The sequence below is a fragment of the Pontibacter lucknowensis genome, from assembly GCF_900156415.1.
Classification (GTDB): domain Bacteria; phylum Bacteroidota; class Bacteroidia; order Cytophagales; family Hymenobacteraceae; genus Pontibacter; species Pontibacter lucknowensis.
Genome location: NZ_FTNM01000001.1, coordinates 626,342 through 640,163, shown reverse-complemented (window position 1 = coordinate 640,163; position 13,822 = coordinate 626,342). Strand labels below are relative to the sequence as shown.

Annotated in this window: 12 protein-coding genes; 11 read left to right on the top strand and 1 reads right to left on the bottom strand. The window is 51.6% G+C overall.

Translation table 11 applies throughout. The features are described 5' to 3' along the window. Positions 1 to 79 precede the first annotated feature (79 nt). The 11 genes from BW972_RS02845 to BW972_RS02800 all read left to right on the top strand — a co-directional run bounded on the left by BW972_RS02845 (position 80) and on the right by BW972_RS02800 (position 11,299). A complete protein-coding gene (locus BW972_RS02845; RefSeq protein ID WP_040573598.1) occupies positions 80 to 1,030 on the top strand; it encodes a polyprenyl-phosphate transporter in 951 nt (316 codons plus the stop codon). 2 nt (positions 1,031 to 1,032) lie between these two features. Beyond that, a complete protein-coding gene (locus tag BW972_RS02840; RefSeq protein ID WP_076420930.1) occupies positions 1,033 to 1,779 on the top strand; it encodes a shikimate dehydrogenase family protein in 747 nt (248 codons plus the stop codon). An 88-nt stretch (positions 1,780 to 1,867) separates the two neighbouring features. Beyond that, positions 1,868 to 2,269: a YkvA family protein gene (locus BW972_RS02835; protein WP_076420928.1), complete on the top strand. Its 402-nt coding sequence runs from the start codon at positions 1,868 to 1,870 to the stop codon at positions 2,267 to 2,269. 231 nt (positions 2,270 to 2,500) lie between these two features. Beyond that, positions 2,501 to 3,079, top strand: coding sequence for an RNA polymerase sigma factor (locus tag BW972_RS02830; RefSeq protein WP_007653489.1), 579 nt, complete (start codon positions 2,501 to 2,503; stop codon positions 3,077 to 3,079). Further along, a complete protein-coding gene (locus BW972_RS02825; RefSeq protein ID WP_076420926.1) occupies positions 3,063 to 4,766 on the top strand; it encodes an outer membrane beta-barrel protein in 1,704 nt (567 codons plus the stop codon). The genes BW972_RS02830 and BW972_RS02825 overlap by 17 nt, the downstream gene beginning before the upstream one ends. A gap of 92 nt (positions 4,767 to 4,858) precedes the next feature. Then, positions 4,859 to 5,026: a hypothetical protein gene (locus tag BW972_RS19820; RefSeq protein ID WP_155800492.1), complete on the top strand. Its 168-nt coding sequence runs from the start codon at positions 4,859 to 4,861 to the stop codon at positions 5,024 to 5,026. Positions 5,027 to 5,045: 19 nt separating this feature from the next. Then, on the top strand, positions 5,046 to 5,504 hold the full coding sequence (locus tag BW972_RS02820; RefSeq protein ID WP_007653485.1) for a hypothetical protein: 459 nt from the start codon (positions 5,046 to 5,048) through the stop codon (positions 5,502 to 5,504). Between the two features lie 124 nt (positions 5,505 to 5,628). Further along, a complete protein-coding gene (locus BW972_RS02815) occupies positions 5,629 to 5,997 on the top strand; it encodes a hypothetical protein (protein ID WP_076420924.1) in 369 nt (122 codons plus the stop codon). 187 nt (positions 5,998 to 6,184) lie between these two features. Then, complete coding sequence (gene uvrB / locus BW972_RS02810; RefSeq protein ID WP_076420922.1) at positions 6,185 to 8,212, top strand: excinuclease ABC subunit UvrB; 2,028 nt, start codon at positions 6,185 to 6,187, stop codon at positions 8,210 to 8,212. A gap of 306 nt (positions 8,213 to 8,518) precedes the next feature. Beyond that, on the top strand, positions 8,519 to 10,192 hold the full coding sequence (locus BW972_RS02805) for a M28 family metallopeptidase (RefSeq protein ID WP_076420920.1): 1,674 nt from the start codon (positions 8,519 to 8,521) through the stop codon (positions 10,190 to 10,192). Between the two features lie 180 nt (positions 10,193 to 10,372). Next, complete coding sequence (locus tag BW972_RS02800) at positions 10,373 to 11,299, top strand: DUF6624 domain-containing protein (protein ID WP_076420918.1); 927 nt, start codon at positions 10,373 to 10,375, stop codon at positions 11,297 to 11,299. A 70-nt stretch (positions 11,300 to 11,369) separates the two neighbouring features. On the opposite strand, the gene BW972_RS02795 is transcribed toward BW972_RS02800, so the two are convergent. After that, complete coding sequence (locus tag BW972_RS02795; protein ID WP_076420916.1) at positions 11,370 to 13,574, bottom strand: B12-binding domain-containing radical SAM protein; 2,205 nt, start codon at positions 13,572 to 13,574, stop codon at positions 11,370 to 11,372. Between the last annotated feature and the right edge of the window lie 248 nt (positions 13,575 to 13,822).

Here is a 13,822-nt window from a genome sequence, read left to right as displayed (position 1 = left end):
AACAGATAAAAGAAAATTGCCCATCGGTCAGCCCGACGGGCAATTTTTTTGTGCTTAGCTAAATCCAGATTTTAAAAGCATGAGACGACGATCTTTAAAAGAGTACCTGCTACTGTTTTCGAAAGGGATGGGCATGGGGGCAGCCGATGTGGTGCCGGGCGTGTCCGGCGGTACGATCGCCTTCATCACGGGCATTTACGAAGAACTGCTGGACTCTATTCGCTCTGTCAACGGAGAGGCGCTGCGCCTGCTGTCCCGCTTCGACCTCATGGGGTTTTGGCGACACATCAACGGGACCTTTCTGGTAGTGCTGGTAGGAGGTATCCTGTTTTCGATCGCCTCCCTTTCCAGGCTGGTAGTTTACCTGCTTGAGAATCACACTATATTGCTGTGGGCTTTCTTCTTCGGTCTGATTGTAGCCTCTACGGTGGTAGTGGGTAAGAAAATAACCAAGTGGCGACCCATCGTGCTGCTGGCAGGTATAGCGGGTGTGGCTATTGCCTACTGGGTGACCATAGCAGTGCCCATGCAAACGCCGGAGGCTTACTGGTTCATCCTGCTGTCTGGGGCTATTGCCATTTGCGCCATGATCTTGCCTGGCCTTTCGGGGAGCTTCCTGCTGCTGCTTATGGCGAAGTATGAGTTTATGATGAACGCCCTCAAGGAGCTGAAACTGGACATTATCGCGGTGTTTGCGGTAGGCTGCGTGACAGGCTTGTTGGCTTTCTCGCATGTGCTCAACTGGATGCTCAAGAACCATTACAATACCACGGTGGCACTGCTGACGGGTTTTATGGTGGGTTCGCTTAACAAGGTATGGCCCTGGAAAGAGACCGTGGAAACGTACACTGATCGTCACGGTGTGGTAAAGCCGCTGGTGCAAGAGAACATTTCGCCAGGTGCCTTTGAGCAGCTAACCGGTGAGCCATCTTATCTGCTATACGCTATTGGCTTAGCTATCTTCGGCTTCCTGCTGGTATACCTGATCGACCGCCTCACAGACGACCCCAACACAGTGGAAAGGGTATAATCATGCGCAGGTTCGGACTCATTGGCAAGAAGCTCGGGCACTCATTCTCGAAGCGCTACTTCACCTCAAAATTTGAGCAGGAAGGTATAGCCGATGCGGCTTACGAATTGTATGAACTGCCTGACATCACAGCATTTCCTGATCTGCTGGCAGGTGAGTCTGCTTTGGTTGGTCTGAATGTAACGGTGCCTTATAAAGAAGCCGTTATCCCATACCTGCACGAACTGGATGAAAGTGCTGCCCGTATAGGGGCCGTGAACACCATCAAAATAGAGGGAGGCAGAACAAAAGGCTTCAACACCGACTTCATTGGTTTTCGGGATACGCTGCGGCAGTTCTATCCGGCCGGTGAAGGCGCCAACGCTTTGGTACTCGGAACGGGCGGTGCTGCGAAGGCAGTATGGGCTGCCCTGGATGCACTGGCTATACCTTATACCTCCGTCTCCCGTAACCCTACTGAAAAGCAGCTGCACTACGATGCCGTAACACCGGAGGTACTGAAGGCTTATACGCTGATTATCAATACGACACCGCTGGGTATGGCCCCTGATATAAGCAGTGCTCCAGCTATACCTTACGAGGCACTGATGCCTGGTCATTATCTCTACGACTTGGTATATAATCCGGAGGAAACCCGGTTCCTGCAAAATGGGCGCTTGGCTGGGGCGCATACGATCAATGGCCTGCCCATGCTCTACGCACAGGCCGATGCCGCCTGGAAAATCTGGGCGAACGAAAAGTCCGAATAAAATATTGCGTTTATTTTATGTTATTATGAAACTTTCTGGTGGGGCTGCTGCGTAAGGAGAATTAAATCACTCCCTTACTCTTACACCCATGATGCAGTTGACCTACCTTCGCCAGAAAGCGCATGAGATGAATGCGGAGATATACGCCCTATACCTGTCTGCCCGTCACCCGGAGGTGAGATGGTATGTGCCGCTTCTTTTGGCCTTGGTCATCGGCTATGCAATTTCACCCATCGATCTGATTCCTGACCTGGTGCCGGTATTTGGCTTCCTGGATGATGTAGTATTGGTGGTACTGGGTATACATGCTGCCTACCAGTTGGTGTCCAAAAATATCCTTGGGCAGGCCCGTCTGCAAGCGTACGAAGTGTTGAGCCAGGAAGGCGAAGGGGCTACCGGTGCTTACCAGATCATCGGTTATACCTGGATGCTGATCGCTGCGCTTGTTTCCATCATGCTCTACAAACTTTTGTTTTTAACACTGCTTTAAACCTTCTCTCACCTTAAACAAACCCGGCGAAGGCCTTTCCCTATCGGAGAGGCCTTCGCTGTTTATACACTGTTTTACTGTTGTTGGAATAATTAATTTTAATATATTTACCATGCAATTGTTCTTGGTGCGCTTTAATACTACCAACCAGAGGTGAAAAAATATTTTTTTGTGCTTGCAACCATTGCCTCGCTATGGGAATCATAGGAGTGAAGCTAAAAGAAGAGGCGTTTGAAGCTTTTTACAAAACCTAAATCAGAAGAGGAGAAACTCATAGAGGGATGCATTGCCGGCAAGCGGGATATGCAGCGACTGCTCTATGACCTTTATTCCCGCAAGATGATGGCGGTATGTATGCGATACGCCCCGACTAGCTTTGAGGCAGAGGATATGATGCAGGAAGGCTTTGTGAAAGTGTTTGCCAACATTCAGAATTTTAAGCGGGACTGTCCGCTGGAATTTTGGGTGCGTCGCATCATGATCAACACAGCCCTGAAACAGCTGCGGCAGAAGTCGCTCATGACCGTTTCACATGAAACGGAAGAAGCGGGCAATATCGCATCGGAGGACGTCAACCTGACGGGTTACTCCATGGACGAACTGCTCGGCATGATCCAAAGCCTCGCTCCACGCTACCGCATGGTGTTCAACCTGTACGCCATCGAGGGTTACAATCACAAAGAAATAGGGGAGATGCTCGGCATTTCCGAAGGTACATCTAAGTCACAGTATTCACGTGCGCGGGCTATACTGCAAGGTATGCTCGAGCGCCAGGATAAAACATATCAAGAGCATGTCATCAGCCAATAACCATAAGCGAAACACTCTGGAAGATGAGTTCCAGCGTCGCCTTTTCGATGCGGAGGCCAGGCCTGCACCGGACCTTTGGGCCCGTATAGACCACGACCTGACAGTGCAGGAAAACAAAGATTATAAGAAGCGTGTCCTGTTCTACCGGCAGCTTGCCGCAGCCTGTTTTGTGCTGTTTGCTGTCACAGGTGCGCTGTTGGCCTACTACTACAACGGCAGCATGAACCAGGGAGGCGTGCAGCCAGGTATAGCCGCCCTGCCTGCAGCCAAGCCCGCTAATGCTCCTGTAACCGTAGAGGAGGCCATGAGCGCCTATGCCGCACAGCAAGAAGAGGCTTCTGCCATGGCCTACACTCCTGTTGAAGAAACAGCACAGGCCAATAGCGCGGCAAGTGCAGCTGGAATGCGCCAGGGCAAACAGCCGGTTACTGCGGAAACCTCCGAACTGAGCAACGAACCACAGGCCGGCGACTACTTCAATGTGGCGCCGGGCTACAGTCCATACCTGGGCTATACGCCAATGCCGGGCCGTAGCAGAGGCTATGTGTCAGGAGGTTTCCCGGGCAGTAACTCTGGCGCTACACAAGGCAGTCTTTTTGCGCCTGGCAACCGCTATACCCAAATCATTACCTGGGAGAGCGTGACGATCACGTTCGGTAACAACACAGCAGCTGCAGGTCAGCCATTTCCATTAGGTAACCAGTCGATGGTAGCCAAGCCGAAGTCCTTCGCAGAAATGAGTGAGGCACACCAGGCCAGCCGCCAACATACAGCCGAGGTGGCGCAGGGAGCACTTGCTGCTCAGCAATCAAAATCGGCTGATGCAGTAACCAAGTCAAGCAGCCGCTGGAGCCTGAACCTGGCCTATGCCCCATCAGTTTTTGAACAGAACATCGGCCTGCCGGATCCACTAGCCATGCCAGGCTCCAACAACAGGAACATGCTCAGCATCGCTGCGTCTGGGCCAAGTGTAAATGCTTCACAGGAGTCTTTCCAGAACATGACGGCTGCACGTGAAGAGTTTGAGGAGAGCACGCAACCGGCTTACTCTTATGCGGTAGAGGCCAAAGCCGGCTTCAAACTGAAAGAGAAACTGAAGCTGCTGACAGGTATAGGGTATAGCGAGAGCAGGACGCGTTCGAAGTCGAACTACATCGTACGTCAGTTCTGGGTGAAGCCCCGCTCTAACGAGCGCTACGAACTCAGTCCGTCTACTTTCTTTGTGTCTTCGCTGAACGACGGCTTCTCTTCTGACTCAGTGAGTGTGGCCCGTACAGGGGATGCATATGCTACCGAGTACAAGTACCGCCACCTGACAGTGCCACTGGGCTTGCAGTACGAGCAGGATATCAATAAAGACTGGTTTATGTATGTAGCTGCAGGTGCGGCTGCCAACTTCCTGCTGGAGTCCAGCGTGACGGCTTCTAACCAGGACGTGCAGTCGGTCAGCTACGCTGCCAACGACAGCGAATCACCTTTCCGCAACGTACAGTTCTCCGGCAATGCATCTGTGGGTGTGGGCAAGCGCATCACGCCAAACCTGACACTGGCACTCGGGCCGGAGGTGCGTCACTACTTCAGCACCCTGGTGGCCGATCCTGACAAAGCCGCCGCGCCGCAGGGCAGACCCTATGCGATCGGTATGAACATGAGCCTGAACTACCAGTTGAACAGCTCGCGAAAATAATTTCTGATTTTTTTTTTGAAGCCTTGCAACCCTTCGGCTCCAATGGGAATCATGTAAGTGTAGAGTGATTGGTTGATTTAAATAAAAGCGCTATGCAAATGATGCTGTTCATGAGATCCGTTCTTCAAACACTGTTGGCCCTGGTGGCCGCCGGCCGCGAAAATATATCTGGGTGGTATGTATTGCTGGCGCTCTTATTTCTTTCTGTGCTGCTCTCGGGCTGTGCATTTCAAGACAATTCCTTTTTAGGCGGCTTCTAAACCAGCGCCTTTCCACGCTATGAAAAAAATATGGGGGCTTGCGGCCATGGCCACTATCCTGTTAGGGCTGGCGACAGGCTGCGCAAAATCAGATGAAGACATGCAACCGGTTACAAAGGAGAACGGACTGCGCGAGTCCGTGCAGGGTAAGTGGCGGATTGAGCGCGTGAATAACAAACTGTGTCGCGGCGGTACTTGCACCTCAGTGATGTACACAGGCACCGCGAATGATTACTTTGAGTTTAAGCCTGACAGTGCTTACCTGCAGCGGGCGAGCATGCAGAGTTCTAACAGTGTGTACCGCGATAGTTTCAAAGCGGACTACTCGCAGCCAAACTCGTTTGTGCTGAGTAACTTTGGATGGTCGGCCCGGTTCAGAGTCATGCACCGCGATCAAAGGTTGCTGGTACTGGAGGGAATCTATTACGGATCTGATCCAAGTGCCATATTTACAGATACTTACTATTTATACAGATAAAGGGGCTCCTAACACAGGGCATAGATGCTGGCAAATGAAGAAGACTAATCATTTAACAGTCTGGCAACCAGTGCCCGTGTTGGGTAGCCCTGCTCACCAAGCACCATTAGTACAACATAAAACTATGAAGAGTGTCCTGTCCATCATTGTGCTATACCTGCTGCTGGCGCTGCTGCTTGTAAGCTGTGCTGACCAGGAAGAGGCAGTTCCGGCCTGCCTGCAGGTAGAGGTGGTAGGACCTGACTGCGAAGCCGGCTGGTACGTGCTCCAGATCATGGATGCCGACGGTACAGGCGAACAGCGCAGCAACCAGTACATTGGACAATTGCAGAGCGGCTTTGTCACCACCGACAATCTGCCCGAAGACCTAAGGCACTCCGGTAAAGTAGTCTACTTATCTCTTGAGCGCAACACTGAGTACGGACCGCTTTGCACTGCAGTCTACATGATGTTCCCGCCGGTGCGGGTAAAGCAGGTTTGCTCAGATGAATAGAACAGTTTTTACAGTGCCTAATTTATATTAATTGTTAGGAATAGTTAAACATGCAAAAGCCTGCTCTCAGAGCAGGTTTTTTGTTTTCGGAGAATTCCTGTTCTGCCTGCTATTATATTGACAAAAGCTAAACTTACAGCCCATTTTTCATGTTATAGTATATCTTTACAAGTTGTAAAACCAACGAATGGATTTTAAGCTAACATCAGAATTTCAACCAACCGGCGATCAGCCAAAAGCGATTGCCCAACTCACAGAAGGCGTTAACAAAGGGGAGCCTGCGCAGGTGCTGCTGGGTGCCACGGGTACGGGTAAGACCTTTACCATGGCCAACGTGATCAAAAATACCGGCAGGCCAACACTGGTGCTCTGTCATAACAAGACTTTGGCTGCGCAGCTGTACGGCGAGTTCAAGCAATTTTTTCCGGATAACGCAGTAGAGTACTTTATCTCGTACTACGATTACTACCAGCCGGAAGCCTATATCGCTTCTTCGGATGTGTTCATCGAAAAGGACCTGCAAATCAATGAAGAAATCGAGAAGCTGCGTTTGCATACCACCTCTGCGCTGCTCTCCGGCCGCCGCGATGTGATCGTGGTAGCGTCGGTGTCGTGTATCTATGGCATCGGTAACCCGGAGGAGTTTGGCAAGAACGTGATTTACCTGGCACCGGGTCAGCGCTACAGCCGTAACAACCTGCTCTATACCTTTGTACAGATTCTTTATAGCCGTACTGAGGCCGAGTTCACACGTGGAACATTCCGCGTGAAGGGCGATACCGTAGACATCTTCCCCGCCTATGCTGACTTCGCCTACCGCCTCTATTTCTTCGGCGATGAGTTGGAGCAGATCCATCGCATCGATCCGGAATCAGGAAAGAAGATAGCTGACGAGAAAGCCATTACTTTATACCCTGCCAACCTCTTCGTGACAGGCAAGGACACGCTGCAGCAGGCTATACATGAAATACAGTACGACATGGTGGCGCAGCACGAATACTTCCTGAAAGAAGACCGTCCGGTTGAGGCGAAGCGCATCAAGGAGCGCACCGAGTTTGACTTGGAGATGATTCGCGAACTGGGCTACTGTTCAGGTATAGAAAATTACTCCCGCTACTTTGACCGCCGTTCGCCGGGTGCGCGTCCGTTCTGTTTGCTCGATTACTTCCCCGACGATTTCCTGATGGTGATCGATGAGAGTCACGTAACGATACCACAGGTACGCGCCATGTGGGGCGGCGACCGCTCCCGCAAGGTAGCGCTGGTAGAGTATGGCTTCCGCTTACCAGCCGCCATGGATAACCGTCCACTCACTTTCAACGAGTTTGAGAGTTTGATGCACCAAGTGGTATTTGTAAGTGCCACACCGGGCGATTACGAGATACAGAAATCAGAGGGCGTGATCGTAGAGCAGATCATCCGTCCGACTGGTCTGCTTGATCCGGAGATTGAGATACGGCCAAGTGCGAACCAGGTCGATGACTTGCTGGACGAAGTGGACGAGCGCATCAAGCGCAAAGAGCGCGTACTGGTGACGACGCTGACTAAGCGTATGTCGGAAGAACTGACCAAGTATATGGACCGCCTCAACATCAAGGTGAAGTACCTGCACTCTGAAGTAAAAACCTTGGACCGTGTGGAAATTCTGCGCGAACTGCGACTCGGGGAGATCGATGTGCTGGTAGGTGTGAACCTCTTACGTGAGGGACTTGACTTGCCGGAAGTGAGCTTAGTGGCTATTCTCGACGCTGATAAAGAAGGCTTCCTGCGTGACCAGCGTTCGTTGATCCAAACGATGGGTCGTGCCGCCCGTAACGAGCGGGGCCGGGTAATCATGTATGCCGATCGCATTACAGGGTCTATGCAACGGGCCATTGAGGAGACCAACCGCCGCCGTGAAACGCAGATGGCTTATAATTTGGAACATGGCATTACACCGCGTACCGTTCTCAAGACCAAGGACGAGATATTTGAGCAGACATCTGTAGCCGACGCTAAGAAGAAAGAGGTGAAGATGTATGCTGGTCCGGAGGAGGTATCGCTTGCGGCAGAACCGGTGATTCAGATGATGAAGCGCGACGAACTCGAGAAACTGATTAAGAAAACCGAGAAGCAGATGGAAGCCGCCGCCAAAGACCTGGACTTCCTGCAAGCTGCCAAGTACCGCGACGAGCTGGCTGAGCTACGCCAGTTGCTCAAGACAAAGCGAGACTGATAAGTCAGAAAGTTGAGAAGCTAGAAAGTATAAAAGCACTCACGGCATAAAGCTGTGGGTGCTTTTTGTTTTAAGAAAACCTGTGCTGGGCCTGATCCCGCTGTGTTTTCCAGACCCGCGAGTGTCTGTACCAATGACCGGGGCTATACCTGACCTCAGTTTCAAGAGGAAGCTGCCAGCCAGCTACGCTGCAAATGGTCTTGAAGCACTCGCTACTTTTTTTCCTGAACAGCTTTATGTACTTTAACACTTCTGTAGCGGCTATACCTCAGTAGCCTCAGCTAATTAAAGCAACCTTATTTCACTATGATAAAAAGAATCAGACCCCTGTTCCTGCCGGTATTACTGGCCGGAGCGTTCACAGCCTGCCAGTCTTCCAGTCCTGAAACTGGAGAAGCCGGTGCCGAAACCGTGGCCGCACTTACAACAGAAAGCTACGAGCAATACCTGACTGCCCTTGCTGCCGATGATATGGAGGGCCGCAAGCCGTTCACTTCGGGCGAGCAGAAAACACTGGATTATCTGGAGCGGGAGTTTAAGGCGCTTGGAGTAGAGCCGGGCAATGACGGCAGCTATTTCCAGGAGGTACCAATGGTGGAGGTGAATACGACGGCTAGTTCAAACATGACCATCAAAGGCAAGCAGCAGGAGCTGAAGCTGGAAGGTCGTAATGACTATGTGATCTGGACCAAACGCACCGACGAATCCATCAACATCGACCCAACAGATATGGTGTTTGTGGGCTTTGGCGTTGTGGCGCCGGAGTACAACTGGAACGACTATGCCGGTCTGGATGTGAAAGATAAGATTGTGGTGATGTTGGTGAATGACCCGGGTTTTTATACCCAGGACCTGGCCGTATTCAAAGGCAAAGCTATGACTTACTACGGTCGCTGGACTTACAAATTTGAAGAGGCAGCCCGACAGGGGGCAAAAGGAGTCTTGATCATCCACGACACGGAGCCGGCAGGCTACGGCTTCCAGGTAGTGCAGAATAACTGGAACACTTCCAAAATGTATCTTGACAGCCGTGGCAGCGAAACCTACAAGTGCGCCATGGAAGGATGGATCACTACCCCCGTAGCTGAGAAACTCTTCGCCGCTGCAGGTATGGATTATAAGTCTGTACTTAGCAGAGCGTCTAAGCCAGGCAACAAACCTTTCCCGCTAAACCTGCAGGCGAGCACTTCGCTAAAAGTGAAGACCCGCTACGATAAGACATCTAACTTCATCGCCAAGATCACCGGCAGCACCCGCCCTGACGAGACGATCATCTATACCGGCCACTGGGACCACTTGGGTATAGGCAAGGCCGATGCGACAGGCGATAGTATCTACAACGGTGCTGTGGATAACGCCAGTGGTGTGGCCGGCCTGCTCGAGATTGCCAAGGCATTTAAGAATCAGCCGACGCAGCCGGAGCGCACCGTCGTGTTCCTGGCCGTGACGGCGGAGGAGCAGGGACTTTGGGGCTCAGCCTACTATGCTGAAAACCCGGTATTCCCGAAAGAGAAGACGGTGGCTAACATCAACATGGACATGATGAACCCTTATGGTAAGACAAAAGACGTGGTACTGTACGGGATGGGCCAGTCCGAGCTCGAGGACTATATCACAGCGGAGGCTGAAGCGGCTGGTCGTTACATCGCGCCGGAAGAGAATCCGGAGGCAGGCCTGTATTACCGCTCCGATCACTTCAATTTTGCCAAAATAGGTATACCAGCGCTGTTTATCGGGCCTGGAGTGGACCTGGTGAATGGTGGTAAAGAACTGGGCAAGAAGAAACTTGACGAGTACTACGCCAACTATTACCACAAAGCAGCCGACCAGGTGCATCCGGATTATAAAATGGATGGGGTGGTAGAGGATCTGAAACTGCTTTACCAGGTAGGTCACCGTTTGGCGGGCTCATCGGAGTGGCCACAATGGAAGGCAGGTTCTGAGTTCAAGGCTGTGCGGGAAAGCTACATGAATAACTAAATGTATCACCCTCCTTTCTGTGAAGCCGCACGAACAGCTGTTTGTGTGGCTTCATCTTTTTTGCACATCTGTCATCGGTTTGCCTTTACGTTAAAGCTGTTGCAGCAGAATAAAGTATCTGATAAGGTATATATATTATGAAATTTGTGTAGATTGAATAGTAAACAAACCAGAAAATCTATGAAAACGCTCTTCCTTTCCCTGCTGCTGGCTGGTAGCATAAGCACTGTTACGTGGGCACAATCTGCTGCTGAGGCTAATGCAAAGTATGATGCCAAAGACTATAAAGGCTCCGGACAAGTATACGATCAGGTGTTAAAAAATGGGAAGGGGAGTACCGCAGATCACTACAATGCTGCCTGTTCCTGGGCCTTGGCAGGAGACAAAGACAAGGCCTTTGCGCACCTTGGCAAAGCCATCGACAAAGGCTATCTCAACATCAGTCACCTGAAACAGGACAGCGACCTGAACAGTCTTCACAGCGACAAGCGCTGGGAAAAGCTGGTGCAGCAGCTGCAGGCGAATGTGGATAAGGCAGAAGCCAACTACAATAAACCCTTGAAGGCACAGCTGGAGCAAATCTATGAAGATGACCAGAAATACAGACGCATGATCGGGAAAGTGCAGCAGGAGCACGGGCCGCAGTCAGAGCAGTTTCAAGAACTGATTCGTAAAATGTGGGCTGCTGACAAGGAAAACCTGGAGCAGATAATAGCGATTATTGAAGAGCACGGCTGGCCCAAGAAAAGCATGGTAGGAGGGGCGGCTAGTCAGGCGGCCTGGGCAGTGATACAACATATAGGCCAGGATCAAAAGGAGCTAATGGAGAAATACCTGCCCATGATGCGGGAAGCGGCAGAGAAAGGGGAGTTGCAGAAAAGTAGCCTGGCACTTACAGAGGACAGGGTGCGCATGTACAACAACCAGCCACAGCTCTACGGCAGCCAATTAAAGAATAACCCTGAAACCAATAAGCCCGAGTTTTACCCGATAGAAGATGAAGCGAATGTGGATAAGCGCCGTGCGACGATAGGTATGGAGCCTCTGAGCGAATATGCGAAGAGGTTCGGGCTGGAGTATACTCCTCCTACTTCTGATAACAAGTAATAGTAACAAACAAAAAAAGGGGAGAGGTGTAGTTTAGGTGCCTCTCCCTTTTTTAATATTGTTCCAGTTGCTACAGCAACAGCAACCCTTTCTCACGCAACTCAAACCACACTGGTGAGGCCAGGAACTCTGAGAAGTTCAGGTGCGCATCCAGCGGATAGGTTTCTTCCAATTGCTTCAGCGAAATAGACGGGGCATCTTCTGAAGTCAGCAGCGTGAGTTGCTCCAGCAGCCACTGCCCAATGTTGGCTGTGGTCTTGATCTGGAAGTCCTCCGCCTTTTCGTAGAAGGTAAGCACACAACGTTCAATGGTCTGGCCTTTCTTGGCATACATCATAAAGTCGATTTCGGGCACGTTGCCGAGCCAGAATACACGCGCCAGTTTGCGCTCGCTGTCCGGTTTGGCTGGTTCCTGTATGGCCTTGGCGATCAGGTTGCGGTCTGTAGTGACGCGCGGCACTTTGAAATCGAACCAGAAAGAGAGTGGCTCCTCCAGCCCCACACCATGCATGTAGTTGTAGATGGCTTTCGCTAAACCCTGGCCGAACAGCTCGTGGTCGGTTCCCTGCGGGTCATCGTGCCAGAGGTCGTTGTTGGCAAAGTCACCTTCCGGAGGACCAACTTTCACCACACCAAATTTCTCGGGATGCTTACCTACCGGGCTATGCGCCGTCATGCTGAAGCGGTGCCAGTAGCCGGACTGGATCACGCCGTTCAGGAAAAGCTGCCGCACCACTTCCAACGAGTCAATCGTTTCCTGGGCGGTTTGCGTTGGGAAGCCATACATGAGGTAGGCATGCACCATGATGCCAGCTTGTGTGAAGCCGTCCGTTACACGTGCCACCTGCGCAATGCTCACACCTTTTTTCATCAGGTCCAGCAGTCGGTCAGATGCCACTTCCAAACCACCCGACACAGCGATACAGCCTGAAGCGGCCAACAATCGGCAGAGGTCGGGGGTAAATGTCTTCTCAAAGCGGATGTTGCCCCACCAGGTAATTTTCACACCACGGCGGATCAGCTCGATGGCCAGATCGCGAAGGGCGGCTGGCGGTGCGGCTTCGTCTACGAAGTGGAAGCCGGTCTGGCCAGTTTGGGCGATGATCTGCTCGATGCGGTCAACCAGCAATGTAGCCGGCGCTGTTTCGTAGCGGGAAATGTAGTCGAGCGTGATGTCGCAAAAAGAGCAGCGCTTCCAATAGCAACCGTGGGCCACAGTGAGCTTATTCCAGCGGCCGTCGCTCCAGAGGCGATGCATCGGGTTGATCACGTCGATCACCGACAGGTAATCCTGCAAAGGCAAGTCGCTGTAGTCCGGCGTTCCTACTTCAGTATGCGGAATATCTTTGTCGAGACAGCCGTTAATGAACTCTACCTTGCTATCCTGTAGCATGAATGTTCGCTGCAGAAAATCAACCTGGCGTTCACCTCGCAAGTATTCCAGCAGCTTCAGCCAAGGACCTTCGCCGTCATCCAGGGTTACAAAGTCGATGTATTTGAACAGGCGCGGCTCGCGGAGGCTTCGCAGTTCCGTATTAGGATAGCCGCCACCCATCATCGTATGGATGTGCGGGTATTGCTGCTTGATATACTGTGCCAGTCTCAAACCACCATACAGGTTCCCTGGGAAAGGTATAGAGAAGCCCACCACATCCGGCTGCACTTCCTGCAGGCGCTCCTCCAGCAACTCCAGCAATAGCTGGTCTACCAGGTTTGGCTCCGTCTGCAGCGACTCCTCCAACGGGTCAAAGGAAGTGGCCGACAAGGCTAGTTTCTCGGCGTAGCGGCTGAAGGCGAAATAGGGGCAGATGGTTTCTTTGATCAGGTCACCCAAGTCCTCCAGGTATAGCGTGGCCAGGTAGCGGGCTCGGTCGGTGATGCCCATGCTGCCAAAAGCCCAGTCAATGTCCTCTACCTGGTCGAAGCGTGAGGCCTCGGGCAGGTAACGGCTGTAGCTGATCTGCTGAGCCAGGGTGGTGTCCTTGTTCTGCAGAAAACGGATGACCGGCTCAATGGTGTTCAGGTACTCCCGCCTGAGTCGCAGGATGCGTCGGCTGTTATCCGACAGCTCAAAATCCCCCTTTTCTACAGCCTCAAATATTCTGCTTAGTCCACCTCTCGAAAACATACGCAGCACCAACTCAATGCCAAAGTCAGCTTGGGTAACGGTATAGCCCTGCCCCTTCAGAAAGCCTTTGATGTAGGCAGTGGCGGGGTAGGGTGTGTTGAGCTGCGTGAGCGGCGGCGTGATGAGCAGTATGGTTGGCTTCTTCAAGTCTTGGGATTCTTAAAATAAGAACGCCCCAAAGGGCGCGGACTGCAAAACTACTGATTAAGTAGCGCTTTCTAAACAATTACTGCCTGCTTAACACTTCTTATGCAGGCAGGGTTCAGTCTGGAATTGTTGTAAATGAGCGGCTTAGGGAATGACAGGTGTAACATCGAATAAATTATGCATTAAAGCGATATTTTATTATATAAATCAATCTAAATATCACTATATTTGCATTATTATCATCTATA